The 23,459-nt window shown below is 40.4% G+C and carries 28 protein-coding genes; 18 read left to right on the plus strand and 10 right to left on the minus strand.

What is annotated here, in order from left to right:
- Positions 1 to 24 precede the first annotated feature (24 nt).
- On the minus strand, positions 25 to 309 hold the full coding sequence (locus CRO21_RS08645) for a peptidylprolyl isomerase (RefSeq protein WP_097078936.1): 285 nt from the start codon (positions 307 to 309) through the stop codon (positions 25 to 27).
- Entirely contained in the window at positions 306 to 1,154 is an 849-nt protein-coding gene (gene mutM / locus CRO21_RS08650; RefSeq protein ID WP_097078937.1) for a bifunctional DNA-formamidopyrimidine glycosylase/DNA-(apurinic or apyrimidinic site) lyase, read from the minus strand. Before mutM ends, CRO21_RS08645 begins: the two co-directional genes overlap by 4 nt.
- A gap of 101 nt (positions 1,155 to 1,255) precedes the next feature.
- Between mutM and CRO21_RS08655 the strand changes: the two genes are divergently transcribed.
- The 3 genes from CRO21_RS08655 to CRO21_RS08665 are packed head-to-tail and all read left to right on the plus strand — an operon-like array spanning position 1,256 to position 5,454.
- On the plus strand, positions 1,256 to 3,373 hold the full coding sequence (locus tag CRO21_RS08655) for a TonB-dependent receptor (RefSeq protein WP_097078938.1): 2,118 nt from the start codon (positions 1,256 to 1,258) through the stop codon (positions 3,371 to 3,373).
- Between the two features lie 11 nt (positions 3,374 to 3,384).
- Positions 3,385 to 4,491 (plus strand): NADH:flavin oxidoreductase/NADH oxidase, encoded by a 1,107-nt coding sequence (locus CRO21_RS08660; RefSeq protein ID WP_097078939.1) that lies wholly within the window; start codon positions 3,385 to 3,387, stop codon positions 4,489 to 4,491.
- Between the two features lie 42 nt (positions 4,492 to 4,533).
- Positions 4,534 to 5,454, plus strand: coding sequence for an AEC family transporter (locus CRO21_RS08665; RefSeq protein WP_097078940.1), 921 nt, complete (start codon positions 4,534 to 4,536; stop codon positions 5,452 to 5,454).
- 109 nt (positions 5,455 to 5,563) lie between these two features.
- On the opposite strand, the gene CRO21_RS08670 is transcribed toward CRO21_RS08665, so the two are convergent.
- Both CRO21_RS08670 and CRO21_RS08675 read right to left on the minus strand, forming a co-directional pair.
- Positions 5,564 to 6,271, minus strand: coding sequence for a DsbC family protein (locus CRO21_RS08670; protein WP_097078941.1), 708 nt, complete (start codon positions 6,269 to 6,271; stop codon positions 5,564 to 5,566).
- Positions 6,272 to 6,391: 120 nt separating this feature from the next.
- A complete protein-coding gene (locus tag CRO21_RS08675; protein WP_097078942.1) occupies positions 6,392 to 6,886 on the minus strand; it encodes a DsbC family protein in 495 nt (164 codons plus the stop codon).
- A gap of 126 nt (positions 6,887 to 7,012) precedes the next feature.
- On the opposite strand from CRO21_RS08675, the gene CRO21_RS08680 reads away from it, so the two are divergent.
- From CRO21_RS08680 to CRO21_RS08695, 4 genes are all read left to right on the plus strand, one after another.
- Complete coding sequence (locus tag CRO21_RS08680; protein ID WP_097078943.1) at positions 7,013 to 7,258, plus strand: hypothetical protein; 246 nt, start codon at positions 7,013 to 7,015, stop codon at positions 7,256 to 7,258.
- A 40-nt stretch (positions 7,259 to 7,298) separates the two neighbouring features.
- Positions 7,299 to 7,496, plus strand: coding sequence for a hypothetical protein (locus CRO21_RS08685; RefSeq protein ID WP_097078944.1), 198 nt, complete (start codon positions 7,299 to 7,301; stop codon positions 7,494 to 7,496).
- A 128-nt stretch (positions 7,497 to 7,624) separates the two neighbouring features.
- The gene (locus CRO21_RS08690) at positions 7,625 to 7,840 is read left to right on the plus strand and encodes a type II toxin-antitoxin system VapB family antitoxin (protein ID WP_097079209.1); all 216 of its coding nucleotides are present in this window, start codon (positions 7,625 to 7,627) and stop codon (positions 7,838 to 7,840) included.
- Positions 7,837 to 8,211 carry a type II toxin-antitoxin system VapC family toxin gene (locus tag CRO21_RS08695; protein WP_097078945.1) on the plus strand — a complete coding sequence of 125 codons (375 nt, stop codon included), beginning with the start codon at positions 7,837 to 7,839 and terminating at the stop codon, positions 8,209 to 8,211. Before CRO21_RS08690 ends, CRO21_RS08695 begins: the two co-directional genes overlap by 4 nt.
- A 6-nt stretch (positions 8,212 to 8,217) precedes the next feature.
- On the opposite strand, the gene ygfZ is transcribed toward CRO21_RS08695, so the two are convergent.
- On the minus strand, positions 8,218 to 8,955 hold the full coding sequence (ygfZ, locus tag CRO21_RS08700) for a CAF17-like 4Fe-4S cluster assembly/insertion protein YgfZ (protein WP_097078946.1): 738 nt from the start codon (positions 8,953 to 8,955) through the stop codon (positions 8,218 to 8,220).
- Between the two features lie 269 nt (positions 8,956 to 9,224).
- Here ygfZ and CRO21_RS08705 point away from each other — a divergent pair, with 269 nt between their 5' ends.
- From CRO21_RS08705 to CRO21_RS08740, 8 genes are all read left to right on the plus strand, one after another.
- Complete coding sequence (locus CRO21_RS08705; RefSeq protein ID WP_097079210.1) at positions 9,225 to 9,878, plus strand: GntR family transcriptional regulator; 654 nt, start codon at positions 9,225 to 9,227, stop codon at positions 9,876 to 9,878.
- Positions 9,879 to 9,880: 2 nt separating this feature from the next.
- Positions 9,881 to 10,765 (plus strand): methylisocitrate lyase, encoded by an 885-nt coding sequence (gene prpB / locus CRO21_RS08710; protein WP_097078947.1) that lies wholly within the window; start codon positions 9,881 to 9,883, stop codon positions 10,763 to 10,765.
- 83 nt (positions 10,766 to 10,848) lie between these two features.
- Positions 10,849 to 12,006 carry a bifunctional 2-methylcitrate synthase/citrate synthase gene (prpC, locus tag CRO21_RS08715; protein ID WP_097078948.1) on the plus strand — a complete coding sequence of 386 codons (1,158 nt, stop codon included), beginning with the start codon at positions 10,849 to 10,851 and terminating at the stop codon, positions 12,004 to 12,006.
- Complete coding sequence (gene acnD, locus CRO21_RS08720; protein ID WP_097078949.1) at positions 12,006 to 14,600, plus strand: Fe/S-dependent 2-methylisocitrate dehydratase AcnD; 2,595 nt, start codon at positions 12,006 to 12,008, stop codon at positions 14,598 to 14,600. Before prpC ends, acnD begins: the two co-directional genes overlap by 1 nt.
- Before the next feature lie 217 nt (positions 14,601 to 14,817).
- Positions 14,818 to 15,090, plus strand: a complete 273-nt coding sequence (locus CRO21_RS08725) for a type II toxin-antitoxin system Phd/YefM family antitoxin (protein ID WP_097078950.1) — start codon at positions 14,818 to 14,820, stop codon at positions 15,088 to 15,090.
- 2 nt (positions 15,091 to 15,092) lie between these two features.
- Positions 15,093 to 15,455 (plus strand): type II toxin-antitoxin system RelE/ParE family toxin, encoded by a 363-nt coding sequence (locus CRO21_RS08730; RefSeq protein WP_097078951.1) that lies wholly within the window; start codon positions 15,093 to 15,095, stop codon positions 15,453 to 15,455.
- Between the two features lie 467 nt (positions 15,456 to 15,922).
- Positions 15,923 to 16,528, plus strand: a complete 606-nt coding sequence (locus tag CRO21_RS08735) for a TetR/AcrR family transcriptional regulator (RefSeq protein WP_097078952.1) — start codon at positions 15,923 to 15,925, stop codon at positions 16,526 to 16,528.
- Positions 16,529 to 16,586: 58 nt separating this feature from the next.
- Complete coding sequence (locus CRO21_RS08740; RefSeq protein WP_097078953.1) at positions 16,587 to 17,483, plus strand: alpha/beta fold hydrolase; 897 nt, start codon at positions 16,587 to 16,589, stop codon at positions 17,481 to 17,483.
- A 109-nt stretch (positions 17,484 to 17,592) separates the two neighbouring features.
- Here CRO21_RS08740 and CRO21_RS08745 read toward each other — a convergent pair whose 3' ends face one another.
- Both CRO21_RS08745 and CRO21_RS08750 read right to left on the minus strand, forming a co-directional pair.
- Entirely contained in the window at positions 17,593 to 18,009 is a 417-nt protein-coding gene (locus tag CRO21_RS08745) for a type II toxin-antitoxin system VapC family toxin (RefSeq protein WP_228150403.1), read from the minus strand.
- Between the two features lie 17 nt (positions 18,010 to 18,026).
- A complete protein-coding gene (locus CRO21_RS08750; RefSeq protein ID WP_097078955.1) occupies positions 18,027 to 18,284 on the minus strand; it encodes a type II toxin-antitoxin system Phd/YefM family antitoxin in 258 nt (85 codons plus the stop codon).
- Between the two features lie 512 nt (positions 18,285 to 18,796).
- Here CRO21_RS08750 and CRO21_RS08760 point away from each other — a divergent pair.
- From CRO21_RS08760 to CRO21_RS08770, 3 genes are all read left to right on the plus strand, one after another.
- Positions 18,797 to 19,267, plus strand: a complete 471-nt coding sequence (locus CRO21_RS08760) for an Lrp/AsnC family transcriptional regulator (RefSeq protein WP_097078957.1) — start codon at positions 18,797 to 18,799, stop codon at positions 19,265 to 19,267.
- Between the two features lie 145 nt (positions 19,268 to 19,412).
- Positions 19,413 to 20,294, plus strand: a complete 882-nt coding sequence (locus tag CRO21_RS08765) for a GGDEF domain-containing protein (RefSeq protein ID WP_228150404.1) — start codon at positions 19,413 to 19,415, stop codon at positions 20,292 to 20,294.
- A gap of 54 nt (positions 20,295 to 20,348) precedes the next feature.
- Positions 20,349 to 21,014 carry a pseudouridine synthase gene (locus tag CRO21_RS08770; RefSeq protein ID WP_097078958.1) on the plus strand — a complete coding sequence of 222 codons (666 nt, stop codon included), beginning with the start codon at positions 20,349 to 20,351 and terminating at the stop codon, positions 21,012 to 21,014.
- 242 nt (positions 21,015 to 21,256) lie between these two features.
- Here CRO21_RS08770 and CRO21_RS08775 read toward each other — a convergent pair whose 3' ends face one another.
- The 3 genes from CRO21_RS08775 to CRO21_RS08785 all read right to left on the minus strand — a co-directional run bounded on the left by CRO21_RS08775 (position 21,257) and on the right by CRO21_RS08785 (position 23,387).
- Positions 21,257 to 21,622 (minus strand): VOC family protein, encoded by a 366-nt coding sequence (locus tag CRO21_RS08775; protein ID WP_097078959.1) that lies wholly within the window; start codon positions 21,620 to 21,622, stop codon positions 21,257 to 21,259.
- Between the two features lie 99 nt (positions 21,623 to 21,721).
- Complete coding sequence (locus CRO21_RS08780) at positions 21,722 to 22,906, minus strand: iron-containing alcohol dehydrogenase (protein WP_097078960.1); 1,185 nt, start codon at positions 22,904 to 22,906, stop codon at positions 21,722 to 21,724.
- Between the two features lies 1 nt (position 22,907).
- On the minus strand, positions 22,908 to 23,387 hold the full coding sequence (locus CRO21_RS08785; protein ID WP_097079212.1) for a hypothetical protein: 480 nt from the start codon (positions 23,385 to 23,387) through the stop codon (positions 22,908 to 22,910).
- Positions 23,388 to 23,459 lie beyond the last annotated feature (72 nt).

Genomic DNA, 23,459 nt, shown 5'->3' on the forward strand with positions numbered 1-23,459 from the left:
GCCTAGAGCACCGTTTTTTATTGGTTAAAATTCCATACGAAATTTAATTTCCAGTAAATGCCAACCAAATTGACTTTTGATTGGCCCGTGTAATTCACGTTCTTTTAAACGAAACACTGCCTGATCAATCGGGCGTACCAGATCACCTTGTTTGACTTCACCTAGCTCACCTCCGCGTTTGGCCGAATTGCAAACTGAATGCTGTTTGGCAATTTTGGCAAAATCGCCACCTTGTTGAATCTGCTGTTTCAGTTGTTCTGCTAAGGTTTTGTCTTTGACCAAAATATGCCGCACAATGGCTGTTTTCATGTTGATTTTACCTTTGAAACACTTACTTTCTTAATCTTTTTAAGCGGTTGGCATTGTGGACAAAATACACTGGCACGCTGTCCCAGTTTTAAATTTTCAAGTAGGGTTTCACAGTTGATACACATCTCGCCTGCACGTCCATAAGCGAGTAACGTTTGCTGAAAATAGCCATTTTCGCCCATGGCATTGGAATAATCCCGTAGGGTAGAACCACCTAGATCAATCGCTTGTTTGAGAATTCTTTTGATTTCAATGACTAACTTTTCAATTTGTTTGCGGGAAAGACTTGATGCGGGTTGCGCCGGATGGATCCCGATGTTGAACAAACTTTCGGTCGCATAGATATTACCAACACCGACCACAACATGGTTATCCATCAGGGCAACTTTAATCGCAACATGTTTGTTCTGTAGTTTTTTGAGTAAATAATCGGGATTAAATAGCTCGGATAAAGGTTCAGGTCCAAGCGGATTAAGCAGTTTGCTTTGGGTATTATCATCAAGCCACAATAAACAGCCAAAGCGACGTGGATCATGATAGCGTAACTGTTGTTCGCCAAAATCAAAAATCACATGATCATGTTTGCGCAAGGCTTCTTCCGGTGAGCATATCCGGAAACTGCCGGACATGCCTAGATGCCAGAGCATCTGCTGCTCACCAAAATCGGCAATAATATATTTGGAGCGACGTTGTAAGGAAACCAGTTGATGATTCACCAATTGATTTAAATCATCTGGCACAGCCCACCTTAAACTGGCGTTACGTACAGTGACTTGCTTTACAGTCTGCCCGATCAAGGGACTCAGACTGACTTTGGTGGTTTCAACTTCAGGTAATTCGGGCATAGGATTTTTATTCAACAAAACTGTAGATCAAGATGAGGACGATTTTAGAAATTTCAATTTCTGGGCTAAGATAGGCAGCATTACATCATAGGAACAGATCAATGTTTTTAAAAGCGCAGTATCAACCTTTTTTTAAAATTTTGACTTTAACTGCGGCGGTGATGCAGTCCATGTCAATTTATGCTGAAGAAGAATCTATTTATGAACTGCCAGTGATCGAAGTACAAGCCATTCATACCGATAATAATATCCTTACGACACCGGCCTCTCTGTATCAGATTGATGCCAGTCCCCAGCAAAATAATAGCAATGTGAATCTTTCCGAAGTGCTACAGGGCGTTCCCGGTTTACAGATCAATAATCGTGAAAACTATGCACAGGATTTACAGATTTCCATGCGCGGTTTTGGCGCACGATCAACCTTTGGGGTGCGTGGCATTCGTTTGTATGTTGATGGGGTTCCTGCAACCATGCCGGATGGACAGGGGCAAAGCTCCAACATTGATTTAAACAGTTTAAGTAATATTGAGGTCTTAAGTGGGCCGTTTTCTTCTTTGTATGGCAATTCTTCCGGCGGCACGATTTTAGCCCAAAGCAAAGAAGGCGAAGGCAAAGACTCCATTCAAGTGGGCTATAATGCCGGTAGCCATCAAAAGCAACAGGCCAATATCGTTTTACAAGGCGGTTCTGAGCATGCGGGTGAACCTGCTTATGTGCTTAGTTCTTCTTATTTTGATACCAATGGCTATCGTGAGCATAGCGGTGCAGACAAGGCCATGACCAATGCCAAATTGACATGGAAACTAGATGATGGCAGTAAAATTAACTGGGTGCTGAATCGGGTCAATATCAATGCCGATGATGCACAGGGCTTGACCCGTGCACAGTGGCAAGCCAATCCAAAACAGCAAGTTCCTTTTTTAAAACAATTCAACGTACGTAAAGAAATAGAACAAACCCAGACAGGCTTAACCTGGACCAAGCCGATTAACGATAAAAATGAACTCTATGTGATGGGTTACTTTGGCAATCGGGCAGTGACACAATATCAGTCCATTCCTGCTGCAACACAACAGGCAAATACACATCATGCAGGTGGTGTGATTGATTTTGATCGTAATTATTATGGATTGGATTTACGCTGGAAAGGCACCGATTTATTACCGAATACGGTGTTTGTTGCAGGTGTGGCACTTGATCAAATGGATGAAGATCGTAAGGGCTATGAAAACTTTAATGCGACTGGTCAGTACGGGGTAAAAGGCAATTTACGTCGTAATGAGGATAACACTTTATGGAATATTGATCCTTATTTACAGGCTTCTTGGCAGTTTTTACCTGCATGGCGTATTGATACGGGTGTTCGCTATAGTAATGTGCATTATAAATCTCAGGATCATTATTTAAGTAATGGTGATGATAGTGATGGTACAGACTATCAAAAAGTTTTGCCCTCGGTTGCACTGAGTTGGGAAATTTTACCTACTCTGAATACATATGCCAGTTATGGCAAAGGTTTCGAAACACCGACATTTACCGAAATGGCCTATCGTCCTGATGGTGAAGCTGGTTTTAATTTTGCTTTAAAACCTGCCAGCAGTGATACCTATGAGCTGGGCTTGAAATCACAAAATGATTTTGGTTTGTTTACTGCCGCTATTTTTCAGACCGAAACCAAAAATGATATCGTACCGGCAGATGCAAGTAATGGCCGTAGTACTTTCCGTAATGCCGAACAAACGTTAAGACAAGGTGCAGAGCTTTCTTGGCAACAGAAGATCTGGCGAGATTTAAATGCCCGAGCAAGTTATAGTTATATAGATGCGACTTTTGATGCCGACATTCCTGCGACCAATACAAAAGCCCAGGTTCATAAAGGTACTGCCATTCCCGGGATTGCAAAAAATCAGGCCTTTGCCCGATTGGCATGGCAACCGGAACAAGGTTTCCAAGCAGGGGTTGATGTACGTTATATGGATAAAATCTATGTCGATGATCTTAATTCGGACAGTGCGCCAAGCTATAGTGTTGTTGGGGCAAGTATTGGTTATTTATGGAAGAAAGCGGACTGGACAGTAAACAGTTATGCCCGTGTTGATAATTTATTTGATCGCAATTATGTGGGATCGGTGATTGTAAATGATGGTAACGGACGCTTTTTTGAACCCGCAGATGGGCGTAATCTAAATGCTGGGCTGAGTGTGACCAAAGCATTTTAAAGGAAAGCGTTATGTCATTGTTATTTGAACCGATTAAATTCGGAATTTTGCAATTAAGTCATCGTATTGTGATTGCACCGATGTGTCAGTATTCTGCCAAAGATGGTTTTCCGACCGCTTGGCATGCCCAGCAATGGGGAACCTATGCCTTGTCTGGTGCAGCACTGGTGATTATTGAAGCTAGTGCTGTGCAGCCGCAAGGTCGAATTAGCTATGCCGATGTTGGGATCTGGACGGATGAACATGCGGAAAAAATTAAAGTCCTGATTGATGAAGTTCATCAATATGCGCCTACGCCTTTTGCAATTCAGCTTGCACATGCCGGGCGTAAAGCCTCTTGTAATAAACCTTGGCAAGGTGGTGAACAATTGACACCACATGATCCTTTAGGTTGGCAGACGGTCGCACCAAGTGCCATTGCCCATAATCCGAGTGATGTACCACCATTGGCATTAAGCGTTGCGCAAATTAAGCAAATTCAGCAAGATTTTGCCGCAGCGGCAAAACGTGCCGTAGCTGTCGGTATGGCATTAATTGAAATACATGCTGCGCATGGTTATTTATTGCATCAATTTTTATCGCCTTTGTCCAATCAGCGAGATGATCAATATGGTGGGAATCTGGAAAACCGTATGCGTATGACACTGGAAACATTCAATGCGATTAAAGCGGTCGTACCGGACGATTTCCCGATAGGTGTGCGTATATCGGCAAGCGACTGGATGGAACAGGGCTGGGATCTGGAATCTTCCATTGAACTCTCCAGACAATTAGAAGCATTGGGTGCAGCTTATATCCATGTGTCTAGTGGTGGCCTGCATCCTGATCAGAAAATCGATATACGCCCGGGTTATCAGGTGCCATTTGCAGAAGCAATCAAAAAAGTCGTCAATATTCCGGTGATTGCGGTAGGATTGATTACCGAAGCCGAACAGGCGGAAGAGATTTTGCAAAAACAACAGGCAGATGTGATCGCAATCGCACGCGCTCAATTGTATGATCCACGTTGGGCTTGGCATGCCGCTGCAATCTTAGGGGATCAAATTGCAGTTGCGCCGCAATATTTGCGCTCGCAACCGCATGGTTTGAAAGACTTGTTTCATTCTTTTGAATTGTAAAACGGAATTAAATTAAAAGTAGGTTGATGACATGGACGTATTATGGTTTTAACAGTGATTTTACCGATTATTCTTCTATCGGTATTGGGCTATCTGAGTGTCGCCTTTAAGCTGATTATGCCTGTACAAATACAGGCACTCAGTGCCTTTGTGATAAAAATCGCCTTGCCTGCTTTTTTGATTTATGCCTTAAGTAGCAAAAATATTCATGAGCTTTGGCATCCGTCCTATGTCATTGCTTATGCTGTGGGTTCACTGATTATTTTTGCCTCTGCCTATTTATTGTTTTGGCGATATTTTCATTTCAATCTGACACAAAGTGCCATTATGTCCATGGGGGCGTCGATGTCCAATACCGGGTTTATTGGTACAGCGATTCTGACCATGCTGATCGGCAGTCATGCCGCTGTATATATTTCTCTGACCTTGATTATCGAAAATCTTGTGATTCTGATGTTGGTACTGATCATTGCCGAAATGGGACAGCAACAGGGGCAGTTTTTGAGTGTGCTGAAATTAACCTTAAAAAATATCAGTAAAAATCTGCTGATTGCGGCGATTTTTATCGGCTTGTTTTTATCCGTCAGCGATCTGCACTTGCCAACCCAAGTGCAGTATGCACTGGAAATGCTGGGCAAGACTGCGGCACCACTCGCTTTATTTGCCATTGGTGGCAGCTTATATGGCATTGGGTTGAGAACTATTCAGTTTAATGGTGTGGTGCTGGTACTGTTTAAAGTGCTGTTGATGCCGCTGGTAATTTTCTTATTATTTTTAATGTTACCTAATGTCAGTCAGGAAATGTTATATGCCGGGACATTAATTGCGGCTTTACCCATGCCGATTGCCTTTGGTATTTTTGGACAAATGTATGGATTAAATGAACGTGCCCTAGCCCCTTTGATGTTGAGTACATTTCTGGGTATGCTGGGTGTCAGCAGCTTGATTTATCTCTGGTATTAGGTCTGTTTAAATTCCATAAATGGATTGCGTTATTGCAATCATAGATCAAATCTCAACAAGTCCTAGTCGATTTTTGAGATAAATCAAGATTCAGATGGCGTCATCGTCATTACTTTTGTGTGCCGAGCAAGGCCTCAATATCTGCTGCTTCACGAGCACCCGAGATACGTTGTCCATCTTTGAGAAAAATTGTGGGTGTACCATTAATTTTTAAGGTTTGTCCCAATGTCAAATTTTTACTGATCGGATTGCTACAGTTTGGTAATGCCGTCGGCGCTTGCTGATTGATCATATGATCTTCCCATGCAGCGTAACGGTCACTGGAACACCAGATTTGTTTGGCCACTGTTTCTGCATTGGGATGGAGGGTTTTTAAGGGATAAAGGAATAGGTAAATGGTGACATTATCGATACTGGTTAATTCCTTTTCCAGCTGCTGGCAATACGGACAATCTGGATCACTAAAGATATATAACACACGTTGACCATTGCCTTTCACCTGTTTAATTGCCTGATCCAGCGGTAATTTTGACACATCAATCTTATTAAGTTGTTGCTCACGTTTGGCCGTTAGATTTTCTTTATTTTTAAAATCAACTAAATTACCCACAAAAAAATACTGGCCCTTTTCATCAGTATAAACAATTTGATTGCCGACATTGACTTCATATACACCGTTAAATGGTGTTGAACCTGTGACTTTGGCATTCATTTCTGGGTAATTCTTTTGCAGATTTTTTTGTAAGGTGGTTTGGTTGGCCTGTGCAAAAGTAACAGCAAAAATGCTCAGGCTAATCATGGTTAAAAATTTCTTCATGAGAAAACTCAAATAATCGGTAGGGGAGTTAAAAACATTATTAAGTCAGCATCAATATACTGTCATTAATTGTTATCCTAAACAAAACTAGGAACATTGTCTGTGAAAAAATTGTTGAGATTATTCGGCCTGATAGAGCAAACGTTCAATGTCTTGCGCAGGTAGAACCCCTTCAACACGAAAACCATTTTCCAGAAAAAAAGTCGGTGTGCCTGTAATTTCCAAGTTGCGTCCCAGAGCGATATTACGTTCAATTGGCGTATTTGCTCCATCATCTGAGCTATTGGGTGCTGTTCGGTACAACATATAATTTTCCCATGCGGCATAGCGATCTTTGGCATTCCAAATTTGATTGGCCCGAACTTCGGCATTCGGATGGATTTCAGTGACCGGGAATAAAAACAGGTAAATGGTTAAATCATTAACATTGAGCAGTTGTTGTTCTAACTCTTCACAAAAAGGGCAGTCTGGATCGCTAAATTCGTAAATGGTTCGTTTACCACTACCTTTGACATATTTAATGGCCTGACTTAGGGGAAGTAAAGTGGCATTAATATGATGTTCATCAATGATAAAACTAGATTGGGTATGTAAAGCATCGTTATTATATGACATCAAGATATGCTCCGTTTTTCTGTTGTTGTTTGAATTATGAGCTTTTTAAATAGAGATGCCCATTGAATATTGTTGAGAAATTGTGTAGCTTAATTTTCACTCGTAATATATTAATAATAGGATTGAATGAATAAAATAATTTTGGAAAATGAGATTAAAAATTTATATAAAATTTTCAAAAAATACAAGTTAAAACCTAATTTTCATCAACGTTGTTCATCTGTAGGTAATCGACAAGAAATTGCCAAAATTTTAGAATGTACTCCTCTGGAGCAGATTCAAGTAGATGAACTGGCTTTTTATTGTTTTAAAGCAACTTATACGATGGGTGATGAAGACGATTTAAAATATTTTCTACCTCGTTTTTGGTAATATTTCATTATGATTAGATGAATATGCAGCCTTATATGACATGGATAAGCTCTATGAAATTTGGTTAAATCATGCTAGTAAAAATGCGATTCGGCATTTTATGATTGAAGCTGAATATCAGCAAATACCAAGTCCTTATTATGAGCAGTTTATCGCTAAAGTTGAGCAAATTTTCTTAGAAACAGAAGAACCAGACTGGTCTAATGAACTCGCTGAGTTTTTACAAAAATATCAATAGTAAAGATTATGATTGAAAATCTTGTATTGAAGTTCAAATGTTTCAACACTCAAAATATATCCTATCGACATTGTGATAATATGATGTTAATTTTGATTCAATATTGCATCAGTATAGGTGAATTAGAAATGCGTACCACAGTAACTATAGATGATAGTTTGTATGAAAAAGCACTTGCCATGTCTGACCCAGATATGGATAAAGCTGATTTATTTCGGGAAGCGATTAAAACTTTTATTCGAGTGCAGGCAGCAAAACGTCTAGCAAATTTAGGGGGAACAGCGCCTGAAATGTCAGAGATTGCTAGGCGTAATGACAGCAATGATTTTGGAGCAAATGAATGAATGTTTTGGTTGATACATCTGTTTGGGTGCATCATTTTAAAACACATAACTCATATTTACAGCATTTGTTATTAACCGATAGGGTCATGGTACATTCTATGGTGGTGTTGGAATTGACGTGTGGTACACCGCCCCAACCACGATTAAAAACTTTACAAGATATTAACTTATTAAGACATGCAACATCAGCAACTTATGAGGAAGTTGCTGAATGGATAGAACGTGAAAAATTATATGGATTAGGTTGTGGGCTAGTTGATTTATCTTTGCTTGCATCAACACGATTAACTGCAAATACACAACTATGGACGCTAGATAAACGTTTGCATCAACTTGCATTGCGGTTTAACGTGGCATATTCTGAGCTGTAAATTAACTTATTTCGGTCTTGCTACATCACCATTTAAGGCTTCGGGTAGATCCAGAACGTCTACGTTCAGGTCAATCAGACTTTCCGGTTTAGCAGTCACTAATGCAATCCAGCCATTGGCATCATTTAAACAATTGACCACTTGCACATCTTTATTCAGTTGTTCGCCTGCATTAGGTGCTTGACCCTGACCTTGTATTAGATGCAACCAGTGTTTGGGTTTTGCCTTAAACCAGAGTCTTGCAATAATTTCCTGACCCAGATAGCAGCCTTTGTCATAATCGACCCCACCACGCTGATGCAGACGTAATTCCTGTGGCTGGAATAGGTGTGCGGTCGCTTGACTAATCCATGCCTGTCCATTTTGAATGGCTGTTGCTTGCCAGTCAAAAATTGTCGCTGCCTGATTTTCTTCCGGCGTAAATGTCGCCTGATTGTCAATAATCGCGGGATAAATAGTAGAAGCTGCGCTTAACGTGGCTTTGGAAAATGCACCGAATTTTTTTACGTGTGCAGCAAATTCTTCAGCCAGATCTTCTGTGATGACAATGTCGATTAGTTCTGCGGATTGGCGCTTTAACCAAAGTCCAAACTGGATACGACCTTTTAAATCACAAATCGCAGTCGGACGAAATTCGTTATTGCCAAGTTTGCTGACATTTACCGTTACCTGACCTTGTAGAAATTTTTCCGCATCTACACCGGCATACTGGAAATGTGCAAATTGCAGCGTATCTTGAGACATAACAGTTTAAACCTCAGAAAATTTTAATTGATATCATCGGCTATTTTGCCTGATTTTGCACGATATGGAGATGTTTACAAAAGTTTTTTATACAACAATTACGACGATAAAAAATTTTCGCCATATTAGACTTTGGACGCAATTTTACTTTATTGTAGACAATTATGTTGAAATTGGCGTAAAAAAATGCTTTATTAGGCTTATATTCTTAATATTGTCTACAATATGGTGTGTGCGTGTTATTGGAAGAATTAAAAAATGATCAGGACATGACATTGTCAGATCAAATATTTCAAACCATTCAGGCGGCGATTGTCAGTGGCGAGATTCCTGCTGGCAAAAAGATTTCCGAACCTGAATTGGCACGTATGTATGGCATCAGTCGTGGACCATTACGTGAGGCGATTCGGCGGCTGGAAGGGCAAAAACTGGTTGAACGTACTGCCCATGTCGGGGCAAGGGTAGTATCACTCTCACATCAACAGTTGTATGAGCTATATCAGATACGGGAAAATCTGGAAGGATTGGCATGTCGTCTGGCAGCACAGCGGATTGATAAACAGCAGATTCTGGCACTGCGCGATGTGTTAAAAAAACATGCCGAAGATGATGCCTTTAAGGCTGGCAAAGGCTATTACTTGCAGGAAGGTCAGGATGATTTTCATTATTGCATTATCAAAAATAGTGCCAATAAAACGCTGGAAAAAATGCTATGTGATGAGTTGTATCACCTGATCCGTATGTATCGCATACAGTTTTCCAATACCCCCAATCGTCCGCCAAAAGCTTTAAATGAACATATTCGTATTTTAGATGCTATTGCCGAAGGTGATGGTGAACTGGCTGAGCTATTAATGCGTCGGCATATTGCACAGTCATATAAAAACATTGAACAACACTGGATGTCATCTCAAGGAGAATAAGGATGTCAACATTATCCGCAGGTCAACGCTTTCGTGATGCAGTTGCCGCAGAACACCCTTTACAGGTGGTGGGCACGATTAATGCCAATCATGCACTTCTGGCCAAACGTGCTGGCTATAAAGCCATTTATCTGTCAGGCGGTGGCGTTGCAGCAGGCTCGTTGGGTTTACCGGACTTAGGCATCAGTAATCTGGATGATGTACTTACCGATGTGCGCCGTATTACCGATGTCTGTGATCTGCCTTTACTGGTTGATGCGGATACCGGTTTTGGTGCCTCTGCTTTTAATATTGCCCGTACCACCAAATCACTGATTAAATTTGGTGCTGCTGCCATGCATATTGAAGATCAGGTTGGTGCCAAACGCTGTGGCCATCGTCCCAATAAAGCCATTGTTTCGACACAGGAAATGGTTGATCGTATCAAGGCTGCTGTTGATGCACGTGCCGATGATCGATTTGTGGTGATGGCCCGTACCGATGCTTTGGCTGTGGAAGGTTTACAAGCAGCAATTGACCGTGCGGGTGCATATGTTGAAGCGGGTGCAGATATGCTGTTTCCGGAAGCGATTACCGAGCTTGCGATGTATCGTCAATTTGCGCAGGCGACACATGTACCGATTCTGGCCAATATTACCGAGTTTGGTTCGACGCCACTTTTTACCACAGAAGAGTTGGCATCTGCCGATGTGAGTCTGGCACTTTATCCTTTGTCGGCATTTCGTGCCATGAATAAAGCCGCAGAAAATGTGTATCAGGCATTGCGTCGTGATGGTACACAAAAAAATGTGGTTGATACCATGCAAACTCGTCAGGAGTTATATGAACGTATCAATTACCATCAATTTGAACAGCATTTGGATGCATTGTTCAATCAGGCCAAGTAAACGGCCTTGATTTAATCGCAAAGCTGCATGACATGACGTCATCAAAAAAATAAAGTTACCCATCAGGATGAAAGGAAAGAATCATGAGTCATTTAGAACAGGTTGTAGGATTTAAACCAAAAAAATCAGTGGCATTAAGTGGTCAGGTTGCAGGGTCTACTGCTTTATGTACTGTGGGCCGCAGTGGCAATGACCTGCATTATCGTGGTTATGACATTTTTGATTTAGCCGTGAACTGTGAGTTTGAAGAAGTTGCTTATTTATTGGTACATGGAAAATTACCGACCAGCTCGGAACTCAAGGCCTATAAAGGTAAACTCAAAGGTTTGCGTGGCTTGCCAGCCGCTTTAAAAACTGCATTGGAACAGTTGCCGCCATTGTCACACCCGATGGATGTGATGCGTACCGGGGTATCGGTTTTAGGGTGTTTAAGACCAGAAGCCGAAGAGCGCAGTTATGCCGCAGCACGGGATATTGCCGACAAACTGATGGCATCACTTGGTTCGATGTTGTTGTACTGGTATCACTTTAGCCATAACGGTAAACGTATCGACGTAGAAACCGATGATGATTCCATTGGCGCACATTTTTTACATCTATTGCATGGTGAAAAACCAAATGAGCAATGGATTCAGGCCATGCATACCTCATTGATTTTATATGCAGAACATGAATTCAATGCCTCAACTTTTACCTCTCGTGTGATTGCCGGTACAGGCTCGGATATGTATTCCAGTATTGCTGGCGCAATCGGTGCTTTACGTGGACCCAAGCATGGCGGTGCCAATGAAGTGGCATTTGTGATTCAGCAGCGTTATAACAATGCCGATGAAGCCGAAGTCGATATTCGTCGCCGAGTAGAAAACAAGGAGGTCGTCATTGGCTTTGGTCATCCAGTCTATACCATCGCCGACCCACGGAATGATGTCATTAAAAAAGTCGCTTTTGATCTGGCCGAAGCACACAATAACAAGAAAATGTACCGCATCGCCGAACGTCTGGAAACAGTAATGAAAGAGGCCAAAAACATGTTTCCAAATCTGGACTGGTTTAGTGCCGTGAGCTATCACTTGATGGGTGTACCGACCGAAATGTTTACGCCATTGTTTGTGATTGCACGTACCGCAGGTTGGTCGGCACATGTGCTAGAGCAGCGGCAGGATGGCAAGATCATTCGTCCAAGTGCAGATTATACCGGCCCGGAAAACCTAGAATTTGTTCCTATTGCAGAGCGTGATTAATGAACACCCAGTATAGAAAAAACTTGCCAGGTACGTCATTGGATTATTTTGATGTTCGGCAGGCAGTCGAGGAGATTCAGTCAGGGGCTTATGACGGCTTGCCCTATACCTCAAAAGTTCTGGCTGAACAATTGGTCCGTAAAGCAGACAGTGAAAATCTGACCGATTATTTAAAACAGTTGATTGAACGTCGTCAGGATATGGATTTTCCATGGTATCCGGCGCGTGTGGTATGTCATGATATTTTGGGACAAACTGCACTGGTTGATCTGGCCGGTTTGCGTGATGCGATTGCAGATCAAGGCGGTGATCCTGCCAAAGTCAATCCGGTTGTGCCGACACAATTGATCGTGGATCATTCGTTGGCAGTAGAATATGGCGGTTTCGATCCGGATGCCTTTGCCAAAAACCGTGCGGTGGAAGATCGCCGCAATGAAGATCGTTTTCACTTTATCGAATGGACCAAGACTGCATTTAAAAATGTCGATGTGATTCCCGCAGGTAATGGCATCATGCACCAGATTAATCTGGAAAAAATGTCGCCTGTGATTCAGTCAAGAGAGGGTGTTGTATTTCCGGATACTTGTGTGGGTACAGATTCACATACCCCACATACCGATGCACTGGGTGTTATTTCAGTGGGTGTTGGTGGTTTGGAAGCAGAAAATGTCATGTTGGGTCGTGCTTCATGGATGCGTTTACCCGATATTATCGGCGTGGAATTGGTTGGACAGCGTCAGGCCGGCATTACCGCAACCGATATTGTATTAGCACTCACCGAGTTTTTGCGTAAGGAACGGGTGGTCGGTGCTTATCTGGAATTTTTTGGTGAAGGTGCAGATACCATGTCGGTGGGTGATCGTGCAACCATTTCCAATATGACACCGGAATATGGTGCAACTGCGGCGATGTTCTATATTGATCAGAATACGATTGATTATCTGACTTTAACAGGACGTGAGGCGCAGCAAGTACAACTGGTTGAGCAATATGCCAAGCAAATTGGATTGTGGGCAAGTGATATGACACAGGCGGTTTATCCTCGTGTCTTGCGTTTTGATTTATCCAAAGTCACGCGTAATATTGCCGGGCCATCTAATCCACATGCGCGTGTTTCTACTGCCGATCTTAAAGAGAAAGGCATTGCCGGTGTGGTAGAAAATCGTACTGATGGTCTGATGCCGGATGGTGCCATTATTATTGCAGCGATTACCTCGTGTACTAATACTTCAAATCCACGTAATACTGTTGCGGCAGGCTTACTAGCGCGTAAAGCCAATGAACTAGGCTTAACCCGTAAACCGTGGGTTAAATCCTCATTTGCACCGGGTTCAAAAGCCGCAGCACTCTATCTGGAAGAAGCAGGCGTATTAAAAGATTTGGAAAAACTCGGCTTTGGTATTGTTGCCTATGCCTGTACCACGTGTAATGGGATGTCGGGCGCACTTGATCCCGTGATTCAGCAAGAGATTATTGATCGTGATCTCTATGCCACTGCGGTACTGTCAGGCAATCGTAATTTTGACGGGCGTATTCATCCCTATGCCAAACAGGCATTTTTGGCATCACCACCCTTAGTCGTGGCTTATGCAATTGCAGGGACGATTCGTTTTGACATCGAAAAAGATGTATTGGGTAAGGACAAAAATGGCAATCCGGTTTATCTGAAGGACATCTGGCCTTCGGATGAAGAGATTGATGCTTTGGTTAAACAATCGGTGAAACCTGAACAATTCCGTAAAGTCTATATTCCGATGTTTGATCTGGGTGAGTTTGAACAGGCAGAAAGTCCATTGTATGACTGGCGTCCACAAAGTACTTATATTCGTCGTCCACCCTACTGGGAGGGCGCACTGGCTGCACCGCGCACTTTAACCGGAATGCGCCCACTGGCGATTTTACCTGACAATATCACCACCGATCATTTATCACCTTCCAATGCCATTGTACTGAACAGTGCTTCAGGTGAATACTTGGCAAAAATGGGCGTACCGGAAGAAGATTTTAACTCTTATGCCACGCATCGGGGCGACCACTTGACTGCGCAGCGTGCGACACTGGCAAATCCCAAAACATTTAATGAAATGGTATTAAATGCCGATGGTACAGTTAAGCAAGGTTCTCTGGCACGCGTTGAGCCAGAAGGTCAAGTGATGCGTATGTGGGAAGCCATTGAAACCTATATGAACCGTAAACAGCCATTAATCATTATTGCCGGTGCAGATTATGGACAAGGTTCGAGCCGAGACTGGGCGGCTAAAGGTGTACGTCTGGCAGGAGTGGAAGTCATTGTGGCGGAAGGTTTTGAACGGATTCACCGCACCAATTTGATTGGTATGGGAGTATTGCCGTTACAGTTTAAACCCGGTACCACGCGTAAAACTCTGCAACTCGATGGCACAGAAACCTATGATGTCAAAGGTGAATTGTCACCACGTAATGACTTAACTTTGGTGATTCACCGAAAAAATGGGGAAGTGGTTGAGGTGCCAGTGACCAGTCGTCTAGATACCCTTGAGGAAGTCTCTGTCTATGAAGCAGGTGGCGTATTACAACGCTTTGCACAGGATTTTTTAGAGGGTAGTGTGGCTTAAATTTTGGATAAAAGTTGTTGATCTTGTTTGAAAAAAGACTTTATCTTTGTGATGGAGTCTTTTTATGATAAATGAAATTGAAAAGTTATAAGGAGATCTTTACTCCATTCAATAATGCTAAAAATGATGTATAACAATATAATACCTAACGATCTTGCCCAAGCAGTCCTTTTATGGTCTAATAAAAAGACTACGTTAGCATGGTAAGGTGAATATAATGACTACAACCATCAAGATCAAACCGATTTCCTATATCAAAAGTAATGCTGCCGAGATGATGAAATTTGTTAATGAGCAAAAAGAATCTATTATCATTACCCAAAATGGCGAAGCCAAAGCGGTACTTGTTGATTTTGAAAGCTATCAGAATATGCAAAATGCGTTTGGTTTACTCAATATTTTTCAAATTGCAGAAACTGAATATGCAAATGGTGAGGCCAGCAGTGATGATGAGGTATTTCAGCGACTGCGTTCGAGAATGGCAAAATAAATATGTTGGATACTAAACAACATGATTTTAAGAAAAACTATCGAGTAATTGTACCATCTACTGTCGAGCAAGATTTGGAAGAAATATTGGACTATTATATTGCCTTAAACTCAGATTTTGCGGATGAACTTTTACAGCATTTTCAGCAAAGATTCCGTGAATTAAGACAATTTCCCGAACGAGGGAGATATGTTCCAGAACTCTATCAATACAACGAATTACGCTATCGGGAACTGATACAGCAGCATTGGCGAATATTCTATAAAATTCAAAAGCAAACAGTGATTGTATTGGCAGTGATTGATGGTCGTCGCAATGTTCAGGATATTTTATTGAAAAAATTACAGCGTAAATTTAAAATCTAAAGGATAAGTTGAATTTTATTTTTCAGGCTCCATCTGAATAATCTACCATGCTCCAAAAGCTATCAATAAAATAAATAAGGAAATTGACAGAATTAAATCCTTGATGGGTGACTTAAAAATCTAAAGAGTTATAGCTTCATTCTAAACTTTAAAAATATCAGTTGTCATCGGCAAAGTATTGTAGGTGTCGGCAACAGCATTTAACCACTGTCAAATAACATATTATAGATAGAGTTTCAAATCATGTCATATCAATATTTAAATGATAAATGTTTAAAAATTTTTGGTGTAAGGATTGAATTTATTAAATTTTATAGTTCTATGGTTTAAGTATAAAAGTGAGTCTTTCTCATGAATTATTTTTGTCTAAGTCATCAGTTGAATCATAGATTTTGTGCAATTAAACGCTTGTATAAATAAAAATATGCAGTATTCTATTAGGAAATAATCATTTCCTAATTATTTTTATGTCTGATCAAGAAAATATGGGTCGTGGTCGCCCCCGCCAATTTAATATTGACGATGCCTTAGATCAAGCTATGCAGGTTTTTCGCAGTCAGGGATATCATTCCACTTCGATGAGTGAGCTGTGTCAGGCAATGGATCTGACAGTGGGTAGTATTTATAAGGCATTTGGCGATAAACCTACACTTTTTGCGCAAGTCTTTGGTCGTTATCTTTCCCTTCGAAATCAGGCATTAAATGCTCGTTTAAAAGATTCTGAAAATGGTTTTCAAAAAATACAAATACTATTGCAATTTTACATCGATTCGGTGCAAGACATCGAAGGTAAACGCGGGTGTTTGGTGGTTGGTAGTGCAATTGAAATTGAGGTATTAAATCAACAATTGGCACAGGCAGTCGAATTGGCTCTCAATAAAAATTTGTCGAATATTAAACAGTTTATTGAGGAAGGGAAGCAAGATGGCTCTATTGGTAAGCAATTAAATACCGATACAGCAGCATCTTTATTGCTTTGTTTGGTGCTAGGGATACGCGTCGCAGGAAAAATTTCATCTACATCTCCAAATGATTCAATCATTTCCTTAATGATGGGCATATTGAAGAACTAATTTTTTTAACTATTTTGGAAATAATCATTTCCTAATTCAAATCAAAGGAGTTGGCAAAATGCATAAACTCGATTCAATAAACGATTATTCGCATCACTTTGCTACGATTAATGGTATTCGTATGCATTATCTTAGTGCGGGAAAGATTGACGCAGAGGTGATTGTGTTATTGGCAGGATTTCCTCAAAGTAGCTATGCTTGGAGAAAAGTCATTCCCTTGCTTTCGGAAAATTATAGGGTTATTGCAGCAGACTTACCGGGACAGGGCGATTCTGATTATCCAATAGATGGCTATGATACAGATACCGTTGCAGCTCGAATCAACGCTTTATTAGAACATTTAAATATCCATAAGATTCATCTGGTCGGGCATGATATCGGCGCGTGGGTTGCTTTTTCTTTTGCAAACTGTTTTCCGGATGTGGTTAAAACTGTTTCTTTATTAGATGCGGGTATTCCCGGGGTAACTTTGGCTGATAGCTTGCCTGTTACATTGGATAAAGCCTATAAAACATGGCATTTTGCCTTTCATATGGTACAAGATTTGCCAGAGTCATTAATCGCTGGCCGCGAGGCGGTGTATCTGGATTGGTTTTTAAAAAAGAAGGCTGCAAATCCTTTCATTTTTGAAGATAAAGATATGCAGGAATATTTACGTATCTTGTCTAAGCCAGGCAGTCTTAGAGCAGGCATGGCATTTTATCGTTCAGTGGCAGAATCTGCTGCACAAAATAAAAAGAATCAAAACGATCTGCTACGCGTGCCATTATTGGCCGTCAGTGCCGATCAAGGATCAATTCCGGATATGGCAACGCCTTTAAGAAAATTTGTGCAAAATGTTATAGGCGTAACGATAGGCAATTGTGGACATTTTATTCCCGAAGAACAGCCCGAATTATTGGTGCAGCATATGTTGAATTTTATCGGAGCATATCGGTTTGGACTAGAGAATTAATTTATCCTAAGTATGGCTTATTTACTTTCTAAATAAGTCTTTTTTATCAGTCCAATAAAAAGATATAGATGCTTATCAGAAGATTGATTAATAAGATCAGTATTTCTATTTAGAGTAAAATATGATCAAACGGATTAAATAACTTTACCCCAAAGCCTTTAAAATCTGCAATATTATGCGTCACAACGGTTAAATCATGGACTTTTGCTGTCGCTGCAATCATGGCATCTTCATACAAAGTATCAGAAGTACGATGCATGAGTTTTGCCCAGGCTCTAAAAATATCAGTTGTCATAGGCAAAGTATTATAGGTATCGGCAACAGCATTTAACCACAGTTCTATTTGTTCGGCTTTATATGCATCATGCTCTCTGGTGATTTCAATACCTGCCTGTATTTCACCAATGGTCACAACGGACAAGAATAAATTTTTATCTTCAATAGATTGGATCCATGCCAGAACTGCACCATGCGGCTTAGGTTTGCGTAATTCCGAAATAACGTTAGTATCAAGTAAATACATCATTTTAACCCAACTTTAGCTTAATCTAAGGATGACGTTTTACGGCGTTTAGCTTGACCACGAACGGGCAATTCAAGTTCGAAATGATTCTCTTGCTGAAGAAGTAATTCTTTGAGTGTCGGTTTAGCAGCATACGTTAAACGTTTCCACTCATCAATTGGTACAAGCACCGCAGTTTCCACCCCACGTTTTGTAATCACCTGTGTACCTTCAATTGTGCAACTTTCAAGTAGTTCACTGAATCTTGCTTTGGCATCTTGTACAGACCATGTATGCATGATATTTTCCTTTAAATAACTAGTCATATGACTAGTTTAATTATAGTTTATATTTTAGTCAAATCTTATGAAGAACTTTCAATAATTTGATTGAAATAAGAATAAAAATGAATCTAAATTTATTTTTTTAGTAAAAAAATCTCTTTATTTTATTAAATACGAAAATTTTTCCCAAAATTCATATCAAAGGCTTTATTTAAGGGAAATAATTTAATCCTTAAATTGTTATCTTATGTTTCAGGGTGTGAGAGGGACGAAAAGATCAATATGCGCTAACGGGTTCATCCAACCTAAGCGTATTGACTCAAAAGGTCTCAATTCGGCTGACAACGCTATAGATCAAAAGTCTGTAAGCAAAGCGATATCTTACCTAGATAAAGTGGTTACAGTGAAACGTAAGTTTTCCCTTAACACCCTAAAAATTTTTTACAGATCAAAATGCTTTACGGATAAAATGATCCCTGCGCCATCTCATCGTAAAATTTACAGCTTAAAGGCACAGGACAGTTATGATGGAACTTGATAATTTTGATAAACAGATTCTGGAAATTCTTACCCATGAAGATATGAATCTAAATGAACTGTCGGAGCGAATTCATTTATCGGTCAGTTCTGTGCATCGCCGTATCAAGCATTTAATTGATAATAATATTCTGAGCCAGCTTAAACGCAGTATCAACTATCAGAAATTGGGGTTTAGCCTGCATGTGATTCTGCAAGTGTCGTTAAGCAAACATGATACCGATACCTTCGATAAATTTCTGGAAGAACTCAAAGACATTCCGGAAGTGATCAATGCTTTTTTGATTACCGGACAATCCGCAGATTTTCTGGTCGAAGTGGTGGCCAAAAATATGGAAAATTATAGTGATGTGCTTCTCAAGCGTATGGGTAAAATAGAGCATGTAGCTGCACTGCATTCCAGTTTTGTCATTAAGGAATATGATGTATTCAATTGCAGTGGATTGCTAAGACGGGTATAGCAGTTTGAGCTATTTTATGTCATCTTATTCAAAATACTGATGAGTGCTTAAAAAAAGCTCAAGGCAAATACTGTATCTTATTTTTTGTTGTAATATGATAAGAATATTGAAAATTGACTGGTAAGTTCAGGAGATTGTGCATCGCGTGGCAAAAACGATTGGGCTATTTCAAATAAAAAAACTGTCTTTTGAGAGAATAATTTCTACGAATCCATCTGTTCGTCGGGCACTCATTGTTGCGATTATTTTAGTCTTTGGCTATATCGATTTCCGAACCGGTTATGAATATTCCTTTGCAATATTCTATTTATTACCGGTTGCGATTGCTGCCTGGTATGACAATACTAAAATGACAATGCTGACCGTTTTTATGTCTATAGGGACATGGTTTGTTGCCGATTTAAGTGCCGGTCATCTTTATTCAAACTTTATTATTCCTTTTTGGAACGGTCTGGTTCGCGTCATATTTTTTTGCATTGTTGCTTTTTTATTAATAAAGGTGCGAAAAAACTGGAATGATCTGAAAAAGATGGCGATGAATGATCCATTAACTGCACTGGATAATACCCGTGCCTTGGATATTGAATATCGTATATTACGAAAATTAAGCTTTAGAAAAAAAATTCCTTTTGCTGTTGGTGTGATTGATTTGGATGGTTTTAAGGCAGTAAATGATACGCACGGGCATATTCGGGGTGATGATATATTGGTTACATTTGCCAGTATATTAAAAAAAGCCAATCGTTCTTCGGATGTGGTGGCGCGATTAGGCGGTGATGAATTTGCTGTGATTTTACTGGATATTAATGAAGATAGTGCCCATCATTACGATTCAAGATTAAGAGAACTGTTTGTTCTCAGTGCCTTAAAGCAAAATTATGGTGTGGATTTTAGTATGGGATTGGCGATCTTTGATGATTTTCCGGCAAGTCTGGAAGATGCCCTGCATGTGGCAGATCAATTGATGTATCAATCGAAAGGACAGGGCAAATCGCAAACTACAATTCAACATTTTGAGCATCATTGACAGTCGAAATATTGCCTGTTATTTTCAGCCGATTCTGTTGTACTGATCCTACTGATGTCGCATACCGATCATTTTATTTATACGCCACCGCAAGCACCTTTAATCACGCTTTATGAAGATGATGATTATGTGGTGATTGATAAACCCACAGGATTATTATCTGTGATGGGACGCTTACCCCAGCATCAGGATAGTGCCTATCTGCGTATTCTGGAAAAATTCCCTAATGCCAAAGTCACTCATCGTCTGGATATGGCAACCTCTGGTATTCTCATGTTTGCCAAACATCGGGATGCGGAAGTGGCGATGAGCAAATTATTTCAGGCAAGACTGGTCAAAAAAAACTATGTGGCATTGGTACAAGGAAAATTAGAGGGTGAGGGCAGTGTCGATGTACCACTGATCACTGATTGGGAAAAACGTCCTCGACAAAAGGTAGATTTTGAAACGGGTAAGTCGGCAAGGACTTTATATTATGCTTCGCAATATGATGAAGAACAGAAAATTAGCCGAATTTTACTGGAACCGATCACGGGACGTTCTCATCAGTTACGTGTACATATGGCCTATATTGGTCATCCGATTACCGGAGACAAACTGTATCATCCAAATCCTGAAAATAGTCCATTAAAACGTATGGCATTACATGCTTGTCACTTGTCTTTTGTTCATCCGTTGCAGCATCAAAACATAGACATATATTCTGCTGCGCCTTTTTAATTAGGACATTGTTGTTTATATATTTGGGCATCTTAAATTTTTTAATTAATAGTGTAATCTACTGAATTCTATGATAAGTATAAAAATATCGTGTTGAACTAAAAGGTAATCTTGAAATTAAAAGAACGACATGAGATGGTAAAGCAGCAAACGATAACGTTGTTTTATGCAGCAAAAAATACAGACATGAGCCATGCAGTGCGATTAAAGCAAGTGATAGAAGAACTTCATTGATCGGTTGTTCAATTTGAAATATTTCTAAATGTTCGACTTGAGATGCTGACTGAGTTACCGTCTGGGTCTTTGGTATTGTCAAAACAGTAACCATTGGCATGGTGAATGGCACCAAATATCAGTCCTTGCTGTTCTGACTGAGTAATAAACTGCTCAATGTCCTGTACATCAAATGACAGTTTAACCGTTGCTTGCCCTAATTTAACTGATTTTGCCGCTTGATGAATGAGAATGTTTATACCTGATTTGGATTTAAGTTCGATAAGCCCTTCAATTATTTCGCCAGTGGTTTCGAAATCAAAATGTTGATGGTAGAACTGAGCGCTGCGTTGCATGTTACGTGCATAGATAATTAATGTATTAAGTCTTGGCATGAGATGGTAAAAATATCAAAAAGTGGTTTTGTTATACCAAATCAGAAGCACCGATGAAAAAAGTCCTGATTTTGAATCAGGACTTTATATATCATGGGTTTACCATGCCTTTTCTAAAATCCCTAACAAATCATTTAGATTGGCCTCTTTAGGATTATAGATTATTGAACCATCATCCAGTGCTTTTGTGGCGACCTCTACAAGCTGTTCACGTGTGACTTTCCCTGTTTCTTGTAGTGTACGAGGTAATTTTGTCTGGAGGTGTAATTGGTCACGTATCTGACGAATATAATCAATGGCTTTATCTGCACGTTTATCGGCTGGTGTATGGGCATAAATATCCGCACCGGCAAGGGGTAATAATAAATCTGCAATTTTATCGCCATTGACCTCTTTATTATAATCAAGCACATAGGGCAGGAATAAATTCATGCATAAACCATGGGGTAAGTGTGCAACTGCACCTAGCGCATGACCCAGAGAATGTACCACACCCACCATTGAATTTGAAAAAGCGATCCCTGCCATGGTCGAAGCCTGTGCCAATTCCAGACGGCCTTGAGCATCCGTTGGATTATCCAGTACCGTAAATAAATGCGTACTGATCTTTTTGATTGCAGCCGTTGCATAAGCATCACTGATTGGATTTGCTGCCAGACAGGTATAGGCTTCAATCGCATGGGTCATTGCATCCATTGCAGTCATTGCCGTCAGATGTGGTGGCAGGGTCTGGGTCATACGTGGATCCAGAATTGCTGCATGCGGCATCAAATAATAAGAGGCAAACGGTATTTTGAGATTTTTCTCGGTATCGGATACCACTGCAACCATGGTGACTTCAGAACCAGTTCCAGAGGTGGTCGGAATTACAAAAAATGGTTTAAGCGGTCTGGAGAGATTGTGTGCCCCAGAATATTTTAAAAGATCATCACCACCTTCAGACACCAGAATATTGGTCGCCTTTGCGGTATCAATGACCGAACCACCACCAATCGCCAAAATGGCATCGCAGCCATGCTCACGATAAATGCGGGCAGCTTCACGTACTGTTGATAGGCTACTATCAGGTGGAACGTCATCAAAAATCGCACTGATATCGACATCCGTTTCACTAAATGCATTTTCAATCGGAGCTAACAAACCATTGCTGCGGACACCTTTATCGGTGATGATTAAGGCTTTTTTTGCGCCTAAAGTTGCCAGTTCAAAAGGAATATGTTCTAAGGCAGCGTTTCCTGCAATGACTTTGACAGGACAAAAAAATTCGTAATAAGGCTTTGCCATGTTATGTACTCCGTTTTAAATAGGATTGGGCAATTTTCAGATAAATACTGGCTGCTTCCGTTGCTTTTTCTTTTAAGGATAAATTTTTTGGATATTCCTTAACTGCCAGATCTGCGACTAATTTTGGTAGAATTAACGCTTCCATTTTATTTAGGCAACGTACTAGACGAATGGCATAAGACAACTCACCATCGGCCACCATCCGATCATTGGCAAATGCCTGTGCTGTGCCTTCCTGAAATGAAAACACAAGAAAAGCATGTGTTAGATGTTTAAACGTAATGGTTAAATCAGGTTTGCCGGAAAAATTTTTAAGTAATTTTAATTGATGATCGTACTGGACCTGAATCACAAAACTTGGTCCTTTGGGAAAGACTTTCATGGAAAAAATGAAATTGGTCGGAAAACCCGAAATTTCCGATTTAATTTCAGAGTCAATTTGATTCGCCACCACCAAACCACGCCCGATGACATCCATCATCAGGCTAACATATGCATGCTGTAATGTCGGTTTAACCGTTATTAGACTAGCATACGCATGTTGAAGTGTGGG

Source organism: Acinetobacter puyangensis (assembly GCF_900096995.1).
Taxonomy (GTDB): Bacteria; Pseudomonadota; Gammaproteobacteria; order Pseudomonadales; family Moraxellaceae; genus Acinetobacter; species Acinetobacter puyangensis.

Excerpts from the sequence above, each read along its gene's own strand:
- CRO21_RS08645 (WP_097078936.1), bottom strand. The coding sequence starts at position 309 with ATGAAAACAGCCATTGTGCGGCATATTTTGGTCAAAGACAAAACCTTA.
- mutM (WP_097078937.1), bottom strand. The coding sequence starts at position 1,154 with ATGCCCGAATTACCTGAAGTTGAAACCACCAAAGTCAGTCTGAGTCCC.
- CRO21_RS08655 (WP_097078938.1), top strand. The coding sequence starts at position 1,256 with ATGTTTTTAAAAGCGCAGTATCAACCTTTTTTTAAAATTTTGACTTTA.
- CRO21_RS08660 (WP_097078939.1), top strand. The coding sequence starts at position 3,385 with ATGTCATTGTTATTTGAACCGATTAAATTCGGAATTTTGCAATTAAGT.
- CRO21_RS08665 (WP_097078940.1), top strand. The coding sequence starts at position 4,534 with ATGGTTTTAACAGTGATTTTACCGATTATTCTTCTATCGGTATTGGGC.
- CRO21_RS08670 (WP_097078941.1), bottom strand. The coding sequence starts at position 6,271 with ATGAAGAAATTTTTAACCATGATTAGCCTGAGCATTTTTGCTGTTACT.
- CRO21_RS08675 (WP_097078942.1), bottom strand. The coding sequence starts at position 6,886 with ATGTCATATAATAACGATGCTTTACATACCCAATCTAGTTTTATCATT.
- CRO21_RS08680 (WP_097078943.1), top strand. The coding sequence starts at position 7,013 with ATGAATAAAATAATTTTGGAAAATGAGATTAAAAATTTATATAAAATT.
- CRO21_RS08685 (WP_097078944.1), top strand. The coding sequence starts at position 7,299 with ATGGATAAGCTCTATGAAATTTGGTTAAATCATGCTAGTAAAAATGCG.
- CRO21_RS08690 (WP_097079209.1), top strand. The coding sequence starts at position 7,625 with ATGCGTACCACAGTAACTATAGATGATAGTTTGTATGAAAAAGCACTT.
- CRO21_RS08695 (WP_097078945.1), top strand. The coding sequence starts at position 7,837 with ATGAATGTTTTGGTTGATACATCTGTTTGGGTGCATCATTTTAAAACA.
- ygfZ (WP_097078946.1), bottom strand. The coding sequence starts at position 8,955 with ATGTCTCAAGATACGCTGCAATTTGCACATTTCCAGTATGCCGGTGTA.
- CRO21_RS08705 (WP_097079210.1), top strand. The coding sequence starts at position 9,225 with ATGACATTGTCAGATCAAATATTTCAAACCATTCAGGCGGCGATTGTC.
- prpB (WP_097078947.1), top strand. The coding sequence starts at position 9,881 with ATGTCAACATTATCCGCAGGTCAACGCTTTCGTGATGCAGTTGCCGCA.
- prpC (WP_097078948.1), top strand. The coding sequence starts at position 10,849 with ATGAGTCATTTAGAACAGGTTGTAGGATTTAAACCAAAAAAATCAGTG.
- acnD (WP_097078949.1), top strand. The coding sequence starts at position 12,006 with ATGAACACCCAGTATAGAAAAAACTTGCCAGGTACGTCATTGGATTAT.
- CRO21_RS08725 (WP_097078950.1), top strand. The coding sequence starts at position 14,818 with ATGACTACAACCATCAAGATCAAACCGATTTCCTATATCAAAAGTAAT.
- CRO21_RS08730 (WP_097078951.1), top strand. The coding sequence starts at position 15,093 with ATGTTGGATACTAAACAACATGATTTTAAGAAAAACTATCGAGTAATT.
- CRO21_RS08735 (WP_097078952.1), top strand. The coding sequence starts at position 15,923 with ATGTCTGATCAAGAAAATATGGGTCGTGGTCGCCCCCGCCAATTTAAT.
- CRO21_RS08740 (WP_097078953.1), top strand. The coding sequence starts at position 16,587 with ATGCATAAACTCGATTCAATAAACGATTATTCGCATCACTTTGCTACG.
- CRO21_RS08745 (WP_228150403.1), bottom strand. The coding sequence starts at position 18,009 with ATGATGTATTTACTTGATACTAACGTTATTTCGGAATTACGCAAACCT.
- CRO21_RS08750 (WP_097078955.1), bottom strand. The coding sequence starts at position 18,284 with ATGCATACATGGTCTGTACAAGATGCCAAAGCAAGATTCAGTGAACTA.
- CRO21_RS08760 (WP_097078957.1), top strand. The coding sequence starts at position 18,797 with ATGGAACTTGATAATTTTGATAAACAGATTCTGGAAATTCTTACCCAT.
- CRO21_RS08770 (WP_097078958.1), top strand. The coding sequence starts at position 20,349 with ATGTCGCATACCGATCATTTTATTTATACGCCACCGCAAGCACCTTTA.
- CRO21_RS08775 (WP_097078959.1), bottom strand. The coding sequence starts at position 21,622 with ATGCCAAGACTTAATACATTAATTATCTATGCACGTAACATGCAACGC.
- CRO21_RS08780 (WP_097078960.1), bottom strand. The coding sequence starts at position 22,906 with ATGGCAAAGCCTTATTACGAATTTTTTTGTCCTGTCAAAGTCATTGCA.
- CRO21_RS08785 (WP_097079212.1), bottom strand. The coding sequence starts at position 23,387 with ATGATGGATGTCATCGGGCGTGGTTTGGTGGTGGCGAATCAAATTGAC.